Consider the following 18,997-nt stretch of genomic DNA (forward strand, 5'->3'; position numbering starts at 1 on the left):
ACCTGCCTTTCCTGCTTCCTGATCGCCTGGCTGATCCGGGACGGGCTGACCCGCAGCCGCTCGGCGGTCCTGGCGAAGTGCAGCTCCTCGGCGAGGGTCAGGAAGATCTCCACGTCACGCAGCTCCATCCCGCCCTCGGTCACGAACCGTGGTGTCAACCGCGTCGCTCCTTCCCACACGAACGCGTCGCGACGGGACGCACCTGTGAATGTCCGGGCACCACGCGCCCGCGGCAGCTCGGGCGGGCGGCATCCGCCCGGGAGGTTCGTGACAAGCGTGCCGACCGTGCCGCGGGCCGTGGCAGACCTCGCCAAGAGGGGCCCTGACAGGGCACCCGAGGCCGGAGGGGACGGACGGCAGGAGCAAACGCCGGGGGGAACACCGCGGTGGAGACGAGGCCGGCGACGAGGGCACGCCGACGTGGACGAACGGACAAGCCGAGCATGAGCGCGCTCCGGAACAGCGGGGATCAGAGCGCCACGAGGACGCTCCTGGCCAAGGTCAGGAGCGACGGCGAGAACTGGGATTTCGCGCCGCCGCTCTCAGCGACGGCGCACCCTGTCCGCTTCCGGCACGGGCACACCCTAGCAGCCCTCAGACGAGGCCCCGCCGCGGCCGGAGGAGGGCGTCAGGTGTCGAGGAGGCCGGTGGCGTGGGCGCGGGCGGCCGCCTCGGTCCTGGTGGCGACGCCGAGCTTGCCGAGGATCCGGGCCACGTGCGTGGCGACGGTGTTGACGGTGATGAACAGCTCAGCGGCGATCTGCGGGTTCGAGCGGCCCCTGGCCAGCGCTCGCAGCACGTCCAGCTCACGGCGGGTCAGCCCGAAGTCGTTGCGCTCCGGCGTACCGGCCGGGTCGCCGAGCCGCCCCCGGGCCGCCAGCTCGTCGATGCGGGCGAGCAGGGGCGCCGCTCCGAGCCTGGCCGCCAGGTCGCGGGCCTCGTGCAGCCGCGACCTGGCCCCGGGCCGGTTGTTCGACGTCAGCGCGGCCTCCGCCGCGCCGACCAGCAGCAGCGCCGTCTCGTAAGGGCAGCCCAGCTCGCACCAGGCAGCCGCCGCGCGGTCCCAGGCGGCCGGCTCTCCGGCCCCGGCCTCCGCCAGGAACGCGAGCCGGTACGCGGCGGGCGCCGGCATCACCGCGTCGATCCCGCCGACGACCCCGTCGGCCAGGCGGCCCAGCGCGGCGAGCCGCTCGGCGGCCTCGGCCGCGACCCGCCGGTTGCGCGGCGCCGCCGCCCTGCGGGCGCGCTGGACCCGCGCGCCGAGCACGGCCAGCCGCAGCGCCGCGGTGGCGCTCATCCCTGTGACGGCCAGCCGCTCGGCGAGGACGCGGTCCGCCGCGTCCGGCCGGCCCCGGTCGAGCTCCCACTCGATGCGCTGGTGGGCCAGGTCGGCCGTCACGTCGGCGGCGCCTGTCGAGTGCTGGGCGAACTCGGTCAGCCTGCGGAGCAGGATCTCGAACCTGTCGTCCTCGCCGCGCCGTCGCGTGATGTCCCCCTGCACCAGCCACATGAACGCGGCGTAGTGCGGCGGCGGGGACTCGGCCAGCGCGCTCTCGGCGATCTCGAAGGCCTCGTCCCACCGGCCCAGGCTCAGCAGGGAGATCGCCTCGGCGCAGGCGAGCATGCTGCCCCGCGATCGGCTCCTGCCGAGCCGTTCGGCCTCCCGCCGGCCGGCGCGGGCCAGCTCGGCCGCCTGCTCGAAGTACCCGGCGACGACGAGGGTCGCGGCCTCCCACTGGAAGGTGAGCAGGAGCGTGTGCTCGTCCCCCGAGTCCTGGGCGGCGCGGCGGGCCTCGGCGAAGGCGTGCCTGGCCGCCTCCGTCCTGCCCGCCTGGCCGTCGATGCCGCCCAGGACGAGCAGGGCGGGGCCGCGCAGGCTCGCGTCGTCCCGCTCGTCGCCCAGGCGCAGGGCCTCGCTCGCCTGGCGCCGGCTGTCGTCGTCGCCGCCGCTGTCGCCGTCGCCGTCGTCGCCACCGTCGCCGCTGTCGCCGTCGCCGCTGTCGCCGTCGCCGCTGTCGCCGTCGCCGCCGTCGCCGTCGCCGCCGTCGCCGCGGTCGCCGTGGACGCCGGTGAAGGCCAGCGCCGACAACAGGCGGCTGCGCAGATCGTCCGCCGTGCCCGGCGGCACCAGCGTCACCGCCCGCTCCAGGTCGTCCCAGCCGGTGCCGTCGATGAGGTTGTGCAGCCGGCCGCGCAGCCCCAGCAGCGCGGCGACCCGTTCGGGCTCCCCGGCGGGGTCGAGGCCGGCCAGTGCGGCCGTGCTGTGCGCCACGCCCGCGGCGGACTTGCCCGCCGCCAGGGCGGCCGCCGCCGCGGCCTCCAGCACCCGCGTGCGGTCCACGTCGAGGAGGCGGTCGTCCCACTGGTCGAGGATCAGTTCGAGCAGGTGGAGCTGCGCGTCGTAGGCGTTCTGCCGGCCGGCGCGGGCGGCGGCCCGCCAGGCGGCGGGCAACGCCCTGCCCGGCTCGCCCGCGGCCAGCCAGTGCTCGGCCACGGTAGTGCCGCCCTCGGGCAGGGCGGCGGCGTAACGGGCGTGGAGCCGCCGGCGCGCGGCCGGGAGCAGCGAGGCGTAGACGGCCTCGCGGATCAGGTCGTGCCTGATGGCGTAGCCCTCCTGGCCGACCACCACCAGATCGCGCGCGACCAGGCCGGCCAGCGCCTGCCCCTGCTCGGCCACGGCGCCGACCTCGCCCAGCAGCTCGTCGCTCAGCTCGGCGCCGGCCACCGCCAGCGCCGAGAGCACGTCACGGGAGGGCGCGGGCAGGTCGGCGATCCGGTCGAGCAGCAGGGAGCGCAGGTCGCCCGCCGGGGACTCGCCGGCGTTGCTCAGCGCCTCGACGAACAGCGGATTGCCGCCGCTGCGCCGGTGGATCCTGGCGGCGCGGGCCGGGTCGGGCGGGCTGCCGTCGATGGCGGCGAGCAGGTCGGTCACGTGCCGGCGCCGCAGGGGGCCGAGTGCCAGGCGCACCACCTCGCCGCCGCGCGCCAGCTCGGCGAGCAGCGGCCTGGTCGGGTGCTCGCCCGTGCGTACCGTGCCGATCAGCAGGGTCCGGGCGGCGGCGAGGTTGCGGGACAGGTAGGCGAACAGCTCGCGGCTGGAGGCGTCCGCCCAGTGCAGGTCCTCCACCACCAGGACGGCCGGCCGCGTCCCGCCGACCCGGCCGACCAGCGTCAGCATCTCCTCCAGCAGCCGCACGCGGGGGTAGCGCGCCGGCGCGGGCCCGAGCTCGGGCAGCAGGTCGCCGAGCGCCGACCCCGACGGCGGCAGGGGCGCCGCGACCTGCTCGCGCCCGTGCTGCCGGACCAGCTCCCGCAGGACGGCGACGAACGGCACGTACGGAGCGCCCTCGGCGCCCAGCTCCAGACAGCCCCCCGAGACCACCAGCGGATCGCCGGGCAGCGCGCGCACGGCGGTGGACACCAGGCGGGACTTGCCTATCCCCGCCTCGCCGGAGACCAGCACCGTGACCGGCCGCCCGGACCGGGCCCGCTCGTAGGCCGCCCGCAGCGCGGCGGCCTCCTCCTCCCGGCCGACCAGCACCGGGCTGACGACCGACCCCAGCATCCCCTGCCCGCCCCCTCACATCCGGATCCGATCTCACCAATTCTGATGACGACAGCCCGCCGCCCCGGGCGACACCCTTGGTCCTGCGCCCCGGGCGATGCGGACCCGGGAGCCCGAACCACCGGAAAGGAGTCAGCGATGGCCGTTCAGCAGCGTACCGTCGTGGCCAACATCTCCCTGTCCCTCGACGGACGCGTCACCGGCCCCGGCGGCGAGTACGACATGAGCTGGATCGTCCCCCACGCCGTCAGCGGCGGCGCCCGCGCGCACATGGTGAGCGTCACCCGCGCGGCCACCACGGCATTGCTCGGCCGCAAGAACTACCAGGGCTTCGCCGGCTTCTGGCCCGCCGTGGCCGACGACGAGGGCGCCGACCCGGACGACCGCGCGTTCGCCCGCTGGCTCGACGGCGTCGAGAAGATCGTCTTCTCCCGCACCCTGGAGCGGGTGGACTGGGACAACGCCCGGCTCGCCACCGCCGACCCGCCCACCGTCGTCAAGGAGCTGCGCCGGCAGGAGGGCGGCGACATCATCGTCCTGGCCAGCAGCAGCGTCATCCGGCAACTGCTCGACGCCGGCGAGGTGGACCGGCTGAGCATCACCCTGTGCCCGGAGCTCGTCGGCGGCGGCGACCGCCTGTTCGCCGACGGCCCGGCCGGCACCTCCTGGTCACTGACCGCCACGAGCACGACCGGCAGCGGCGCGCTCTGCCTCCTGTACGACCGGGTCCACACCCGGTGACCTGCTGCATCCGCAGACCGGCGCTCCCCCGGACGACGCGGGCGCCGCAAACCGATCGACCGAGAAAACGGAGTGCCCGACATGGCCAAGCTCGTTGTCTGCACCATCATGTCCCTTGACGGCTTCTACGCGGCGGCGGACGGCAACCCGCTCGTGCTGCCGATGGACGCCGCCTTCGACGCCTACAACCTGGAGCGGATCGAGGCCGCCGGCTCGCTGCTGCTCGGCGCCGACTCGTACCGGATGTTCATGGGGTTCTGGCCCGCCCAGGCGGACAATCCCGAGGCGTCCGCGGTGAACCGGCGCTTCGGCGAGATCTACGGGCGGATCGACGTCGGCGTCGTCTCCGACACGCTCACGGACGAGGACATCGCGCCGTGGGCGGACCGGACGACCGTGGTCAGGCGCGCCGACGCCGAGCGGTGGGTCAAGGAGCTCAAGCAACGCGCCGGCGGCGACATCGTCACCTTCGGCAGCCGGATCACCTGGAACGCCCTGCTCCGCGCCGGGCTCGTCGACGAGCTGCACCTGATCGTCGGGGCGAAGGCGCTCGGCGAGGGCAAGCCGATCTTCACCCAGCCGGTGGAGGGGCTCACCGTCACGGAGGTCCGCCGCCTCGACGGCTCCGACAACGTCGTGCTGCGCTACGCCACGACCGGCTGAACGGCCGGTGGCTACACGGGACGCAGCAGCTCCTTGCGCCTGGCCGACAGCCGGGCGAGCTCGGCCAGCGCCGCCGAGCGGCGGGCCCGCAGCTGCGTCCTGGTGTCGCGCACCCACTGCGCCAGCTCCTGCACCTCGGTCCTGGTCTTCTCGATGCGCCGGTGCTTGAGCGCGTCGCTGATGATGTTGTCGAAGAAGGCGTCCACGAACCACCGCGTGTCCACCTTGGGCATCACCGGCCGGGCGGTGACCCCGGTGTCGGCCAGCTCGCGGGCGAAGACGTCCAGAGCCCGCTGGGCGTGCCAGGCGGCCTTGTCGGCGCTGGTCAGCCTGTCGTGCTCGTAGGCGTCGGCGAGCAGGCCGCCGCCGAACAGGTCGAAGGTGGAGGCGTTCCTGGCGGAGTCGAGGAAGCCCAGCACGACGTCGAGGGCGGCGTACGCGTCCTGCCCTGCCCGGTGGGCCTCGTCGCACTCGCGCATGTCGGCGCTCAGCCGGTCGAGCGCCGCGCCGAGGTCGAGCAGCTCACGCGCGCGCGGATCGCCGTCGCGGATGAGCCGCTGCTCCTTCTCGGCCAGCAACCGGGCGTACTCCTGGGAGGCGGTGGCGAGCTCGGCCAGCTCGGCGTCGGCCGCCGCCGCGTCGGCTTCGAGCCGCGCGAGGCGGGCCCGGTGACCGTCCACGCGTTCCCTGGCCACCATCGCCTCGGCGCGCTCGCGCTCCAGCCGTTCCTCGCGGTTGCCCAGCGCGCGGGCCAGGACGGCGGAGAGCCCGCCCTCCAGCCGGGCGACGTCACGCTCCTCCTGGGCCAGCTCGGTCTCCAGGTCCTCCAGGGTGCCGCGGACCTCCGCGACCTGCTGCGCGATGGCCTCGCGCAGGCGCCGGACGTGCTCGGCGCGGTGCATCCGGACGGACGCCTCGTGCAGCCGTTCGTCAAGTTCCGGGGAGTGGGTCACGCAATGAGGACGAACGAGACCCGCCCGGCGTTCCGTTCGTGAAGAATCCCGGCCCGGCGCGGCAAGTACAGGTGACCGCATACGCCAGAAAGGCCGGCATGCATGACAATCCCCCGCGAAGCTGTCGAGATCGACGACGCGGCCCTCATCGAGAGGTCGCTGGACGAGCCCGAGATCTTCGCCACGCTGTTCGACCGCCACGCGCCGCTCCTGCACCGCTACGTGACCAGACGCCTGGGACCGGGCGAGGCGGAGGACATCGTGGCTGACACCTTCCTGACGGCCTTCCAGCACCGCGGCGCCTACGACCGCAGCCGGGGCGACGCCCGTCCGTGGTTGTACGGCATCGCCTCCAACCTGATCGGCCGCCGGCGGCGGGCCGAGACGAGCCTCTACCGCGCGTACGTCCGCAGCGGCGTGCACCCGGCGGAGCTGTCCGGCTCCCCGGTCGAGGACGGGGTCAACACCCTGGCCGTCAACCGGCCGCTGGCGCTGGCCCTGCTGGAGCTGAGCCCGGCCGACCGCGACGTGCTGCTGCTGGTCGCCTGGGCCGAGCTGAGTTACCAGGAGGTGGCCGACGCGCTGGCCATCCCGCCGGGAACCGTCGCCTCGCGGCTCAACCGGGCCCGCCTGCAGATCCGCCGAAGCCTGAGCCGAGAAGGAGAATGACCGTGGACGAGCTGAAGACCATGTGGCAGGCCATCCCCCCGGCCACCCCGGAAGAGCTGGCCGGAGCCCGCGGGCGGCTGCTCCAGGGGATGCGTCCCCGGCGCCGCGTCGTCACCGGCCCCCGGCTGCTGGCCGCGGCCGCGGTCGTGGCGGGGCTGGTGGTCACCCCGTCGATCGCCGGGACCCCCGCCCACGCGGTGACCCGGAACGCGGACGGCACGGTCCAGGTCACCGTCAACGAGCTGCGCGACCCCGCCGGGCTGGAGGCCAAGCTGGCCGAGACGGGCGTCAGGGCCGACGTCACCTTCCTGGCGCCGGGCACGCGGTGCGCGGCGCCGCGCTTCGCGAGCGTGGACGGGACCTACGACGGGGCCCCCGTCGCGGACGCGGGCGAGCTGCGTACGCTCGTGGCGGGGGCGCGGTCGTCCGCGGCCGTCCAGGTGACCTCCGTCCGGACGATCCGGATCTCCCCCGGGGCCATGGAGCCGGACGAGACGCTGGTGGTGGAGTTCCGCGACAACCGGAACCCGCGACAGCCCTGGCGGCTCGGCGCCTGGCTGGCCCGCGCGGGCACCCCCGTGCAGCCGTGCGCGCCCGTCACGGACGGCCGGTGAGCGGGCCCGGCGAGCCCATCGGGTCAGCCCGCCGGGGTGAACGCGCCGCTGGGTGACGACGGCGGGCTCATCGCGACGTCGGTGATCGCGTACACGATCGCGTTGTACGCCTGCCCCGCCCGCAACCCCTGGATGACCGCGCCCGTCTGCCCCGCCGGCACGTACGTGGTCCGGCTGGGCGGAGAGGTGATCACGGCGTAGCGGCGGACGGGCAGGCCGCCGAGCACCCGGGGCGGGTCCCATCTGACGGTCGCGGAGGTCGCCCCGGCCGTGGCCGCCACGTTGAGCGGCGGCCCCAGCATGCCGAGGGCCGGCGGCGACGCCTCCAGCCAGCACTGCGCGAAGACCAGCGCCGACACCGTGCGGCCGGAGGTGGTGGCGGTGACCTCGGCGACCCCGGGCCGGTCGGCGACGTACGTGCCCGAGGCGTCGATGGTGCCGGGTCCGGCGGTGACCTTCCAGGTGACCGGCGCGGTGGGCAGGCCGAGGAACGTCACCTTGAAGTAGACCGGCTTGCCGACCTCGGCGTCCGCGCGGGGCGGGCTCACGGAGATCCCGGTGAACCCCCCGCCGGAGTCGCGGGTCTTCCAGGATTGGTCGATGAGCCGGTCGAAGCGGGTCTCCCCGCCGCCCAGCCAGCTGCTCGCGCGCAGGTACGCGTCGACCCGGATGCCCAGCCACTCCTCCCACCAGGGGTTCTTGGCGGTGTCCGCCTTCCACTCCACGGTCGGGCCGACGCCGACGCCGGGCCCGCCGCCCTCGTAGAAGATCAGGGTGAACTCCGCGAGCAGCGCGATCCTGGCGTTGGCGTTCCCCGTGATGATGATCGATCCGCCGTTGCTGGCGGGGGAGCGGTCGATGGGCTCGGCGTGCACCCCGGTGCCGTCCCGCATGATGTGGGCGCCCACCTGCCTGGCGTACTTCAGACCCGCCGACACCTCCCCGCTGACGCGGCTCTGGAGGCTGGTGGAGATGTTGAAGGTGGGGTTCATGAGCACGGGGACAGGCCCGGCCCAGACGACCCTGCGGCCGAGGCTGATCGCGGGCAGGCGTTTGAAGAAGTCGGCGTCGGCGCCGTTGCCGAGCCGCACCCGCGTGTCGGCGCCGTAGGCGAGGCTCATACGGGTGTCGAAGTACGCCTTGCCCTGCGTCATCCAGAGCTTGAGGTCCAGGTGCGGTTTCATGACGAAGGTGGCCTCGAACCGGCCGCCCTTGCCCTGCGGGTTGGCGCGCGGGTCGGTGCCGACCGCGATCTCGACCACGAGGCTGCCGTTCCTGATGCCGGCCGAGACGCCCTTGGTCGACACCTCGGCCCGCGCCGCGCCCTCGGCCAGGGTCTTGCCCTGGATGGTGGGCCCGCGCAGCCTGACCCCCGGCGCGTCCCGCTGGAGCCCGGCCAGTTCGCCGGCGTCCATGCCGGCGCTGACGGCGACGGCGCCGTCGGCCAGCGCCTCGCCGGCCGTCGCGGGTCTGGTGGCCACCCGGAACAGCCCGTTCTGCGTGCCGGTGGAGACGACCCTCCTGAACAGCCCGTCAGGGGCCTTGGCGGTGGGCAGGACGGCCACGATCGTGTTCGCGGCCAGGCCGGTCACCTGGGCCGGGGGCTGCTCGAAGGACAGGGTGCCGTCCGCGGCCGAGGTGCGCAGGCTCTCCACGGAGGCGTCCGAGAGCACGACCGGGCTGCTCTGGACCGTCACCTTCGGCGCGATGGCGGGGGTAGGGGCGCTCGGCGCGCCGCTGCCGTGCGTGTTGGCCGCCTTCACCGTGAAGCTGTAGGACTGGGCCGGGTCGAGGCCGGTCATCGTGGCGGTGGTGCCGGTGGACGTCACCGTCCTGCCTCCGGGGTCGGCCGTGACGGTGTAGCCGGTGATCGGGGCCGTGCCCACATCGGCGGGGGCCGTCCAGGTCAGGGCCACGCTCCCGGTGCCGGAGGCGGCGGCCTGGGCCTCCGCGGGAGCCGCGGGGACGCGGGCCGCCGCCGGGACGACGCCCCCCTGCTGGGCCGCCTCGCTCGTGCCGGCCGCGTTCCTCGCCACGACCCGCAGGGTGTAGGAGGTGCCGTTGGCCAGGCCGGTGATCGAGGCGACCGTCGTGCCGGCGGCGACGTCGAGGGTGCGCCCGCCGGGTTCGAGCGTCACCGTGTAGCCGGTGATGGGGGAGCCGCCGTCCTGGGGCGCCACCCACTGCGCGTCGATCCGCCCGTCGAGGGGGACGACGAGCAGCGCGGCCGGCAGGAGCGGGACGGACGCGGGCTCGGGCGCGGCCAGCGGCGAGGCCCGTGAGGACGTGCTCCCGACCACGTTGACCGCGGTCACGGTGAAGGCGTACGGGGAGCCGTTCGTCAGCCCGGTCACCACGGCCTCGTCCGCGTCGGGCCCGGTGGTGACGCTCCTGCCGCCCGGGCTGGCGGTGACCACGTAAGAGGTGATCTTCCCGGTGCCCGGGTCGGGCGGGCTCCAGGTGACGCGGACCGCGCCGTCGCGCGGCAGCAGGTCGGTGATGAGCGGCGCGCCCGGCGAAGTGGGCGCGGCGGAGGCGGTCACCGGCGACGGGGCGGAGGGGGGGCCTGCGCCGATGGCGTTGACGGCCGTGACGGTGAAGGTGTAGAGCTGGCCGTCGGTCAGCCCCTTGACGGTGGCCTCGGTCTGGCCCCACCACGCCCTGGCCGTCTCGCCGCCGGGCGAGGCGACGACCTTGTAATCGGTGATGTCCGCCCCGCCGTCGCTGGCCGGCGGCCGCCAGGAGACGCGTACCGACCCCAGCTCCGGCGCCGTGACGATCTCGGTCGGGGCACCGGGCAGCTTGCCCTGGACCGGGGTGAGCGCCGCCGACGCCGCCGAGGCGGGGCCGGTGCCGACGGCGTTGGTCGCGGTGACCTTGAAGGTGTAGGCCGTGCCGTTGGACAGGCCGGTCACGTTGGCGGTCGTGGCGCCCGCGGTGGTGACGGTCCTGCCGCCGGGCGTGGCGGTCACGGCGTAGGAGGTGATCGGGGTGCCGCCGTCGGAGGCGGGCGGCCGCCACGACAGCCGTACCGCCTGGTGCCTGGCCACGCCGGTGACGGCCGTGGGCGCGCCGGGCTTGGCGGGGCCGGCGAAGTAGGCGAAGACGTCGATCTGGACCGTGGCCTGGACCGTGCTGTTGTTGTGGATGACCATCTTGCCGTCCGCGCCGAGCTTGGCCGTGACGAACGCGGTGCTGGTCACGCCCTTCTCGTAGAAGGCCGCGACCCCACCGGCGCCCGCCTCGCCCGAGGGATAGGTCCGCAGCGCGTTGCAGCAGGAGGTGCCGGCTCCCTTGACCGTGAGGGACAGGCCCACCGACCACACGCCGGAGGCGGGGACACCGCCCTTGCCGAGCGGCGCCAGTGTGTACGCGGCCCCGGCGCCGATCGCGACGTCGGCCGCGATCCTGGCCGGCTGGAGCGGCCGCATGGTGGCGCCGGCCGCCGTGGCGCTGGGCGCGACGAAGTAGCCCGTGAGGCCGACCTTGATCTTGGCCGCGCCGGTGCCGGTGTTGGCGACGGTGACCGAGCCGTCGGCGCCCAGCTCGGTGATCACGTAGTTGTGCAGGTAGGAGGTGGTGCCGTAGTCGAGGTTGACCTCGGCGGGCTTGGCCGTGCCCGCCGGGAACGCGGTCAGCTTGCCCGTGGCCGAGCTGCCCGTGGCGGTCAGGGTGAGGGCGACGTGGGAGATCGTGCCGCGGGCGATGCCCGCCTCGCGCAGGGGGTCGACCGTCAGGGAGCCGCCGGCCGCGATGGTGGTGTCGGCGACCTCGTCGGGCGACACCGCGACGAAGACGCTGCCGGCCGGCGCGCCGGCCGCGGTGAGGGTGTAGCCGTAGAGGTCGGCGTGGAGCCGTACCGCGACCGTGCCCTTGTTGGCGATCCTGACGTTGCCGTCCGTGCCCGTCTTGACGGTGAGCAGGTTGTGGACGTACAGGTCCGAACGGTAGGTGAGGGCGGTCACCGCGGGCTCGGCCGCGCCGGAGGGGAAGACGACCAGCGAGCCGGCGCCGCCCGCGCCCTTGGCGGCCACGCTGAGCGCGACGGAGGCCACGCCGGTGGCGGGCACGCCCGCCACGCCCGCCACCTTCACCGTGGCGGTGGCTCCGGCCGCGACGTCGAGCGCGCTCGCGGCACGGCCGCGTACGGGGTGGAACTGGCCGGGCTGCGGCGCGTCCGGGGCCGCGCTCGCGGTGGCCCGTGCCGCCGCCGTGGCGCCCGCGGTGACCGGTGGCACGGACAGGAGCGTCGCCATCAGCAGTAACGACAGGGCGGTGGACAGCCACGGGCGGAGCGGACGGTTCATGAGCGGGCCCCCAGGTCAGGCCGGGCGGTGCGGAGCAGATGGTCGGCGATGGCGTGCAGGGAGGACCGGGCGGGCCCCTCGGGCACGCCGGGCAGGGTCTGCTGCGCCTCGCGGCACAGCTCGCGGATCCAGACGGCCGTCTGCTTGAGCGCGCTCGTCCGCCCGACCAGGGCGGTCAGCTCCGCGGCGCGTTCCGGCCGGGAGCGGCCCGCCAGGCGGATGTCGCCGCCCAGCTCGGCCAGCGCCAGCCGGAAGGGCATGCTCGCCAGGCCCGCCTCGTGGTCGTCGAGGTCGGCCAGCGCGTCGCGGCCGAGCCGGTCGAGGCCGCCGGACAGCCGCCGCAGGTCGTCGGCGAGCTGGGCCGCGGCACCGATCGCGCGGCCGTACCCGCTCAGGGCCTCGCCCGTCGCGTCCGGGGCTCCGGCGGTGGCGGCCCCGAGGTCGCAGGCCGCGGCGCACAGCGCCGCCGTGCCCGATCTGGACGCGACGGCCAGCCAGGTGCGCGGGTCGGCGGGGACGGCGGCGCGGGCGGCCGCCAGTTCGGCCATGCGGCCGTGGCCGGCGTCCTCGATCGCGCGGGCGAGCCGCGCGGTGAGCCGGACGTCCTGGGTGGCGCACAGTTCGAGCGCCCGCGCCAGGAAGAGGTCGGTGGTGAGGACGGAGAACATGGTGCCCCAGTTCTGCCGGGACGCGCGCGTCCCGCCGGGCGGGGTGAGGTCCACGCTGGCCTGGGCGATCGCGGCCAGCGCGGCCAGGTCGGTCGCGGCGGCCAGCGCGACCGGCGCAGCCGGGCCGGCGGTGATCGCGGCCCGCGGCCCGCCCGTGCCGCCCGTGCCGCTCGTGCCGTCTGTGCCGCCTGTGCCGCCTGTGCCGCCCGTGCCGGTCGGCCCGCACGCCGCCGCGGCCAGCAGCACGAGCAGTGCCGGGCGCGGCGCCATGAGGTACTCCTCCGACAGCAGGGCGGGCAGCCGGTCCAGGAAGGGCCAGTCCTTGCGCACCGTGTCGGCCAGGATCTCCCCGACCGCCACCAGCGGGGCGGCCAGCCGCAGCCGCGGGTCGAGGCAGCGCCGGATGTCGTCGAGCGCGCCGGGAGCCGTGGTCTCGAAGCCCGCGGTGTGGTCGGGCGCCAGCATGGCCCGCCGGGCCAGCGCGAACACGGGCCGGTCGGAGTCGAAGGTGTCCTCCAGGACCCGCCAGGCCAGCCGGTGCCTGTTGACGGCGTGCCGCCCGGTCTCCAGGTGCCCGCTGAACCTGCGGGTGAGCGTGGCCGCGTACTCCGACAGGTCCCCGCCCGGGTCGCCGCCCCGCAGGCGCGCGTCGATCACCTCGGCGGCGATCTTCCCGGACTCCAGGGCGAAGCTGATGCCCTCGCCGGTGCCCGGGTTGATCATGCCCGCCGCGTCCCCGGCCAGCACCAGGCCGGGGCTCCACGACCGGGCGGGCGTGAAGCCGAAGAACAGGGGCGCGCCCTTCGGCGGGCCCTCCTGCCGGGCCTCGGCGAACCAGGGCACGGTGGCGCGCAGCTCGGCCACGAAGCGTTCGAACAGGTCGTCCAGCCGGACCCCCGGATGCCTCTCCGCGACCCCCGCCCCGACGTTGGCGCGGTCCCGGCCGAGCGGGATGACCCATCCGTACGCCGGCAGCCGGGAATGGGTGGCGGGGTTGTCGAGCGGCATGTGGAAGCTCAGGGTGTCCTCCAGGACAGGTGCCCCGGAGAAGTACGTGCGCATCGCGTAGCCCAGCCGGCCCCTGGCGGTCTCCACCAGCCCGGACCGGCGGGCCAGCTTCGAGGTGCTGCCGTCGGCCGCCACCACCACGCGCCCCCGGACGGTCTCCCGCCCGCCGGCGGTCACGGCCTCGACGCCGCGCACCACGCCGCCCTCGCCGACCAGGCCCCGTACGTGAACGCGGGGCCGGAAGACGGCGCCCGCCTCCACCGCTCTGCGTACCAGCACGTCGTCCAGGAGCGAGCGGGGCACGACGATCCCGTACCGGCCGCCGGACGGGTCCTGCCTGCCGTACCGGAACGCCCTGGTGCTGCGCTGCCCGGCCGGGCCCATCGAGACCTCCAGCCCGCCGATCCCGAAGGCGCCCGGCAGCTCGCCGAGCACGTCCATCTCCCGTAGCAGCTCGACCCCCGCCCTGTTGACGGCGTCACCGCAGCTCTTGTCCCGGGGGAAGGCCGTGCGCTCCAGCAGCACCACCCGCCGTCCCCGCCGGGCCAGGTGGAAGGCGGCGGCGGCGCCCGCCGGGCCCGCCCCGACGACGACCGCGTCCCACTCCGTGCCGCTCCCGCCCACGCTCAGCCCTTGGGCACGGGGCAGACGGCGGCGCCCCCGCCGGACAGGGACTCCGGCTCCTGGCCGGCGGCGGGCCGGGCGGACTGGGCGGGCAGCGCACGAATCGTCCTGGCGTACAGGCGGCCGGCCATCGCGGCGTTGCCCGGGCCGCTGCCCGGGGCGTCGCTGAGACCGGCGACGGCCAGCCCGATGGCGGCGGTGATCCGGCCCTCCCCGGGGCCGGCGAGCTGCTCGGCGAGGAGGGCGAGCCGGTCGCGGGCGCCCAGGGAGGCGAAGTTCCCGGGCAGCCCGAGCACCGCGTCGAGGGCGGCGTCGATCTCCGCCCGCCCGGCGGCGTCCGCCGCGGCGTACCACTCCATGAGCCGGCGGCCGGCCGCGCGGGGGTCGCCCGCGGTGCGCAGCCCGGCCATCGTCTCGGCCAGGGCCGAGAAGCCCGCCCGCCGGGCCTGGCTCATCGCGCCGCTCCCGACCGCGCCCGCCGCGCCCGCCGCGCCCAGCATCGTGCCGCCACCGCCGATCGCGATGCCGGCCGTCCTGATGAAGCCCCGCCGGCTGGGGCTGTGAGGTGGTCGGTCCATGGACTCGGGCTCCTTAGTACGGGCACGTGACGTGGGTACGGGCTCATGACGTCAGTACGGCCGCATGACGACGTAGCGGGCCAGGCGCGCCAGCGAGTCCTTCGGGTCGCCCGCGGGAAGGCCGGCCAGGTACGTCACGGCCTGGTGCGCGTAGTCGCGGGCGATGGCGGACGCGCCGCTGATCCCGCCCGCGGCGGCGATCCTGGCACACGCCTCCTCCTGCTCGGCCGCGCCGAGGTCGTCGCGGCGCAGCAGCTCCCGCAGCCGGTCGCTGTCCGGGCCGTTCTGGTGCAGGGCGATCAGGACGGGCAGGCCGTACACGCCTTCGCGCAGGTCGGTGCCCGGCCGCTTGCCGAGGGCCGACTGCGGCGCGATGACGTCGAGGGTGTCGTCGGCGGCCTGGAAGGCCAGGCCGAGCGCCCTGCCGTAGCGGCCGAGCGCGTCCACGCCCTCCGGCGGGGCGCCCGCGAGGTGGGCCCCGGCGCGGCAGGACAGCTCGAACAGGGCGGCGGTCTTGCGTGCCGCGATCTGGGCGTAGGAGTCGAGGCGGTGGTCGAGATTGTAGGTGTTCTCCGCCTCCTGCATCTGGCCCAGCGCCAGGGCGAGCATCGACCGGCTCGCCCAGGCGGTGACCACCTCGTCCACCTCGGCGAGCAGCCGGATGGCCCGCGCGAACGCGAACGTTCCCGCGGTGACCGCCTCGGCGTCGCCGCGCAGGACGTTGACCGTGGGGGCGCCCCGGCGGGTCTCCGCGCGGTCCATGACGTCGTCGTGGTAGAGCGAGGCGACGTGCAGCAGCTCGACGGCGGCGGCCACGCGCAGCAGGTCCTGCCCGGCGGCGCCGGGCCCGAAGGCGGCGGCCAGGAAGAGCAGGGCGGGGCGGATCCGCTTGCCGCCGCTGCCCACCAGATGGGCGGCGGCGCGGGCCAGGTGGGGGTCGTCCGAGCGCACCGCCTCCTCCAGCACGGCGTCCAGGCCGGTCAGCAGCTCGGCGGCCGGCTCGTGGGTGAGCCAGCGGCCGATCCCGATGCTCCCTAGCACGCCGGCTCCCCCCGGGCGGGGTCCGGGCCGGTCGCGGGGGCCGGGGCGGGTCGCGGGGCCGTCCGGCTAGCCATCGGGGTCCAGCAACGATCCGGTGCCGGCGGCGATCTCCTTGAGCTTCGCCAGCAGGTTGGGGTCGTCCAGCAGGTTGATGAGCTGCCGGCCGGTCATGCCGACGACGCCGCGCTCGCGTACCAGCGCGATCGTCTGCTCGGCCGCGGCGGCCTCGTCGGGCAGCATGAACTTCCGGGCCCTGGCCAGGGACTCCTCGGCGTCGTGCAGGAACTGCTCGCTGATCCTGATGTCCTCGCGGTCGGGGTTCATCAGGGCGAGCTTCATGTCGCCGCCGTGCTGGGAGTACAGCGCCTGGGCGAAGGCGCGGTCGCTGTCGGGGACCTGCGGCTTGACCTCGCCGGAGCGGACCATGGCGGTCTGCTCGTTCAGGTAGAGGGCCTCGATCAGCCAGCGGCCTACCAGCGTGTTCGCGAGGTACTTGTCGCGGGCGTAGGAGATCGACATCCATTCCTGGGTGAACGGCACGCCGGTCAGGTCCTCGGCGGTGGCCAGGAAGGGGCAGACGAAGGAGAAGAACGTGCCGCCGGTGCCGCCCCGGCACACCACCGATCCCGAGTCGCCTCCCTGGCACATGGCGGTGGTGACGATCTGCCCGTCGAAGACGGCCAGGCCGGCGTCGTAATGGATCCGGACGATCTCGTCGATGGCCGTGACACGCCCGGTGGTGTATTCGGTGGTCCGGCCGGTCTTCTGGACCGGCGCGCCCTCGGGCCGGACGTCGTCCGCCGTCAGCACGGACCGGGCGGCCGGGCCGTGGATCATCTCGACGCCGAGCCGGGAGGTCACGTCGCCGATCGGGTTGAGGATGGTGTTGAGGGTGCCTCCGGCGAACAGCAGGCCGACCGCGGGCTGCGCGACCGTGGGCCTGGTCATGTCGCCCTTCATGTCGTCGAAGACGACGCAATTGTCGTCGAGCTGGGCGATCGCCGCGTCGACCCGGTTGTACGTCCCGTTGTAGACCAGCGGCACGAACCGGGTGAGGGTGGCGATCCGGTTGTTCGGCGAGATGTCCATGTCGTACGGGCCGGGCTGGTAGATCGGGTCCCCGGGCTTCGCGTCGTTCTCGGCCGCCAGCACGTGGTTGTTGGACAGGATGGCCACCTTGTCACCGTCGTGCAGGTCCTTGACCAGGCAGCCGAGCGTGCCGGCGGTGATCTTGGGGTGGCCGATGCTGATGCCGCCCATCGCCGGCCGCTCCCGGCCGGAGAAGGCGTAGGCGTAGAAGTAGCCGGACTCCACCACGTCGGTCTCGATGGTCGAGCCCTCGATGTCGAGGCTCCTCGGCAGGACGCGGCTGGGCGCGAGCCGGTTCTCGGGGCTCTTGCGGATGACGTGGACGACGCACGAGGGCGTGTCCTGCACCTCGCCGCCGCGTGTCGGCGGGCCGAAGCCGATGCCGACGACGTTGGGGTCGTCGCGGAAACGCTCCCAGAGCTGGTCGCGGGCCTGGCGAACCAGAGGCCGCGCCCTTCGCCATTCCTCGGGTCCGGCCATCGAGCTCCCTGCGCTTCGGTGATCTTGTGCTTGGCCGTCAGGATGGGCAATAAGGGTCGGCTGGTCAAGAGGGCTGTCAAAGTCCGAATCCCGTTTTCGGACACAACATGCTGTTTTCGGGCAGCTCCTTAAAGGGCCCTGGTGCGCGTTCTTGGGCGTCGGGCCTGGGCGATCCGATTTAAGGGGAGGACTTTTCGTGTTACCTGGGGTGAGAACGCGTGCGCAAAAGCGGAGAATATTGTCCAGAACCGGCCAATAATTGCTTACTTATTGACGTGTCGGAGCGCCGCATGATCATCTGGCCGGGGCAGTCCAGCCCTCGTCGGAAGGTTCTCGGGAGCCCCGCATGACCAAGGTGTTCCAGCACGTCACGCCCCCTAGAACCGCCTTCGCGGCCGTCGTCGCCGGCCTCGCCATGACCATGACGCTGAGCTCGGCCACGGCCGGGTTCGAGGCGCGGGCCCAGGCGCCGACCTGGACCGTCCCGATGAGCGGCATCGCGACCGGAACCGGCGAGTTCATGGCCAGAATCGTCCAGAGCGGCTGGTTCATGTCCTGCAAGAGCGTCGAGGCGAAGGTCAGCGCCCGCCGCGGCACGGGCCTGCCCGGTGCGGGGATCGTCTCCATCACCGGCATCTCCTTCGCGCCCGTGGGCGCCACCTGCGCGGGGCCGCTGGGCACCACCCTGGAGGTCACCGCCGACGTCCTGCCGCTGAAGTTCGACGCGACGGCGTTCGACCCCGGCACCGGCCGGGTCGCGGGCCGGGTGTCCGGGGTCAGCGTGAGCGTGGAGAGCAGCGACGGCTGCGTCCTGACCGCCACGGGGCAGGCCGACGCCACCTACGACAACACCAGCGGCGCGATCCTTCTGGAGGACCGCGATCACCTGCGCATCGCGACCGTCAACGCCCGCTGCGGCGCGGACGGCATCAAAGCGGGAGAGAACATCGTCGTCGAGGGCAGCTTCGACCTCGCCCCGCGCGGCGTGATCACCAGCCCGTGACCGGTCGCACGGCCCGTCCCGGCCCCTGCCCCGGTCATCCGGTGGTCACCAGGGCAGCGGGCCCTCCGCGCTGAAGAACCCGGCGGTCGGGCCGTCCGGGCCGAGGGTGGCCAGGCGCACCACGACCGCGGCGCCCTGCGCGGGGGTGAGGTGGCCGGTGTGGTTGTTGCTGTCGGTGTCGACGTAGCCGGGGGCGGCGGCGTTGACGAGGATGCCGTCCTTGCGCAGCTCGTTGGCGTACTGCACGGTCAGCGCGTTGAGCGCGGTCTTGGAGGGGGTGTAGGCGGCCGACGGCGGCAGGGCCGCGAACGGGCCGTCCGGGGCGCCGGCCAGGGTCAGCGACCCGGCGTGGCTGCTGACGTTGACGATGCGCGCCGCCGGCGAGCGCCGCAGCAGCGGCAGCACGGCGTTGGTCACCGTGATCACCCCGAAGACGTTGGTCTCGAAGACCGCCCGGACCATGTCCAGGCCGGCCGCGCTGGGCACCTGGTCGTGGGCGTCCTGCGGCGCGACCTGGCCGGAGCCGGTGATGCCGGCGTTGTTGACCAGCACGTCGAGGCGGCCGAAGCGCTCCTCGATCCAGCGGGCGGCCTCTTGCGCGGTGGCCGGGTCGGTGACGTCCAGCCTCAGCGCGTGGGCGTCGCCGCCGGCCGCGCGCAGCGCCGCGGCGGCCTCCTCGCCGCGCCGCGGGTCCCTGGCGCCGAGCAGGACCGTCATGCCCTGCTCGGCGAGCTGCCCGGCGATCGCGCGGCCGATCCCCTTGTTCGCTCCGGTGATCATCGCCACTTTCCTGGCGGTGGATGCGTTCATGACCAGTCTCCTGTCCGATCGGGTCGGTTCCGTAGGGTCCTCGGAGGGACGGAAAGGAGATGGCGGAGAGCCGCCGGACGTGACAGCGCGGCCCTGTGATGTACGCCACCCGGAGGGACGTCAGCACGGGAGCGGCCACGGAGTCTGGTGCACACGACGATGACGAACGGCCTCGTCACCGGCC

General features: G+C 74.6%; 14 protein-coding genes. 5 read left to right on the forward strand and 9 right to left on the reverse strand.

Annotation, left to right across the window (positions count from 1 at the left end):
- Both AB0H75_RS44535 and AB0H75_RS44540 read right to left on the reverse strand, forming a co-directional pair.
- A partial coding sequence (locus AB0H75_RS44535) for a LysR family transcriptional regulator (protein ID WP_367799723.1) occupies nt 1-128 on the reverse strand: 128 nt, incomplete at its 3' end.
- Between the two features lie 500 nt (nt 129-628).
- A complete protein-coding gene (locus AB0H75_RS44540) occupies nt 629-3,565 on the reverse strand; it encodes a helix-turn-helix transcriptional regulator (RefSeq protein ID WP_367807019.1) in 2,937 nt (978 codons plus the stop codon).
- A gap of 138 nt (nt 3,566-3,703) precedes the next feature.
- Between AB0H75_RS44540 and AB0H75_RS44545 the strand changes: the two genes are divergently transcribed.
- Nucleotides 3,704-4,306 carry a dihydrofolate reductase family protein gene (locus tag AB0H75_RS44545; protein ID WP_367807021.1) on the forward strand — a complete coding sequence of 201 codons (603 nt, stop codon included), beginning with the start codon at nt 3,704-3,706 and terminating at the stop codon, nt 4,304-4,306.
- A gap of 81 nt (nt 4,307-4,387) precedes the next feature.
- Nucleotides 4,388-4,969, forward strand: coding sequence for a dihydrofolate reductase family protein (locus tag AB0H75_RS44550; protein WP_367807023.1), 582 nt, complete (start codon nt 4,388-4,390; stop codon nt 4,967-4,969).
- A gap of 11 nt (nt 4,970-4,980) precedes the next feature.
- Here AB0H75_RS44550 and AB0H75_RS44555 read toward each other — a convergent pair whose 3' ends face one another.
- A complete protein-coding gene (locus AB0H75_RS44555) occupies nt 4,981-5,922 on the reverse strand; it encodes a hypothetical protein (RefSeq protein ID WP_367807025.1) in 942 nt (313 codons plus the stop codon).
- A 102-nt stretch (nt 5,923-6,024) separates the two neighbouring features.
- Here AB0H75_RS44555 and AB0H75_RS44560 point away from each other — a divergent pair, with 102 nt between their 5' ends.
- Nucleotides 6,025-6,591 (forward strand): RNA polymerase sigma factor, encoded by a 567-nt coding sequence (locus AB0H75_RS44560; protein ID WP_367807027.1) that lies wholly within the window; start codon nt 6,025-6,027, stop codon nt 6,589-6,591.
- 2 nt (nt 6,592-6,593) lie between these two features.
- Nucleotides 6,594-7,205, forward strand: coding sequence for a hypothetical protein (locus tag AB0H75_RS44565; protein ID WP_367807029.1), 612 nt, complete (start codon nt 6,594-6,596; stop codon nt 7,203-7,205).
- A 23-nt stretch (nt 7,206-7,228) separates the two neighbouring features.
- On the opposite strand, the gene AB0H75_RS44570 is transcribed toward AB0H75_RS44565, so the two are convergent.
- From AB0H75_RS44570 to AB0H75_RS44590, 5 genes are all read right to left on the reverse strand, one after another.
- Complete coding sequence (locus tag AB0H75_RS44570; RefSeq protein ID WP_367807031.1) at nt 7,229-11,512, reverse strand: fibronectin type III domain-containing protein; 4,284 nt, start codon at nt 11,510-11,512, stop codon at nt 7,229-7,231.
- Nucleotides 11,509-13,812, reverse strand: a complete 2,304-nt coding sequence (locus tag AB0H75_RS44575) for a geranylgeranyl reductase family protein (RefSeq protein WP_367807033.1) — start codon at nt 13,810-13,812, stop codon at nt 11,509-11,511. The genes AB0H75_RS44570 and AB0H75_RS44575 overlap by 4 nt, the downstream gene beginning before the upstream one ends.
- A 2-nt stretch (nt 13,813-13,814) precedes the next feature.
- Nucleotides 13,815-14,390: a hypothetical protein gene (locus AB0H75_RS44580; protein WP_367807035.1), complete on the reverse strand. Its 576-nt coding sequence runs from the start codon at nt 14,388-14,390 to the stop codon at nt 13,815-13,817.
- A gap of 51 nt (nt 14,391-14,441) precedes the next feature.
- Nucleotides 14,442-15,431 carry a polyprenyl synthetase family protein gene (locus tag AB0H75_RS44585; protein ID WP_367807037.1) on the reverse strand — a complete coding sequence of 330 codons (990 nt, stop codon included), beginning with the start codon at nt 15,429-15,431 and terminating at the stop codon, nt 14,442-14,444.
- Between the two features lie 66 nt (nt 15,432-15,497).
- On the reverse strand, nt 15,498-17,000 hold the full coding sequence (locus tag AB0H75_RS44590; RefSeq protein WP_367807039.1) for a hypothetical protein: 1,503 nt from the start codon (nt 16,998-17,000) through the stop codon (nt 15,498-15,500).
- Nucleotides 17,001-17,346: 346 nt separating this feature from the next.
- Between AB0H75_RS44590 and AB0H75_RS44595 the strand changes: the two genes are divergently transcribed.
- Nucleotides 17,347-18,003, forward strand: coding sequence for a hypothetical protein (locus AB0H75_RS44595; RefSeq protein WP_367807041.1), 657 nt, complete (start codon nt 17,347-17,349; stop codon nt 18,001-18,003).
- A 45-nt stretch (nt 18,004-18,048) separates the two neighbouring features.
- Here AB0H75_RS44595 and AB0H75_RS44600 read toward each other — a convergent pair whose 3' ends face one another.
- Nucleotides 18,049-18,813: an SDR family NAD(P)-dependent oxidoreductase gene (locus tag AB0H75_RS44600; protein WP_367807043.1), complete on the reverse strand. Its 765-nt coding sequence runs from the start codon at nt 18,811-18,813 to the stop codon at nt 18,049-18,051.
- Between the last annotated feature and the right edge of the window lie 184 nt (nt 18,814-18,997).

The organism is Nonomuraea sp. NPDC050783, from assembly GCF_040802095.1.
Classification (GTDB): Bacteria; Actinomycetota; Actinomycetes; order Streptosporangiales; family Streptosporangiaceae; genus Nonomuraea.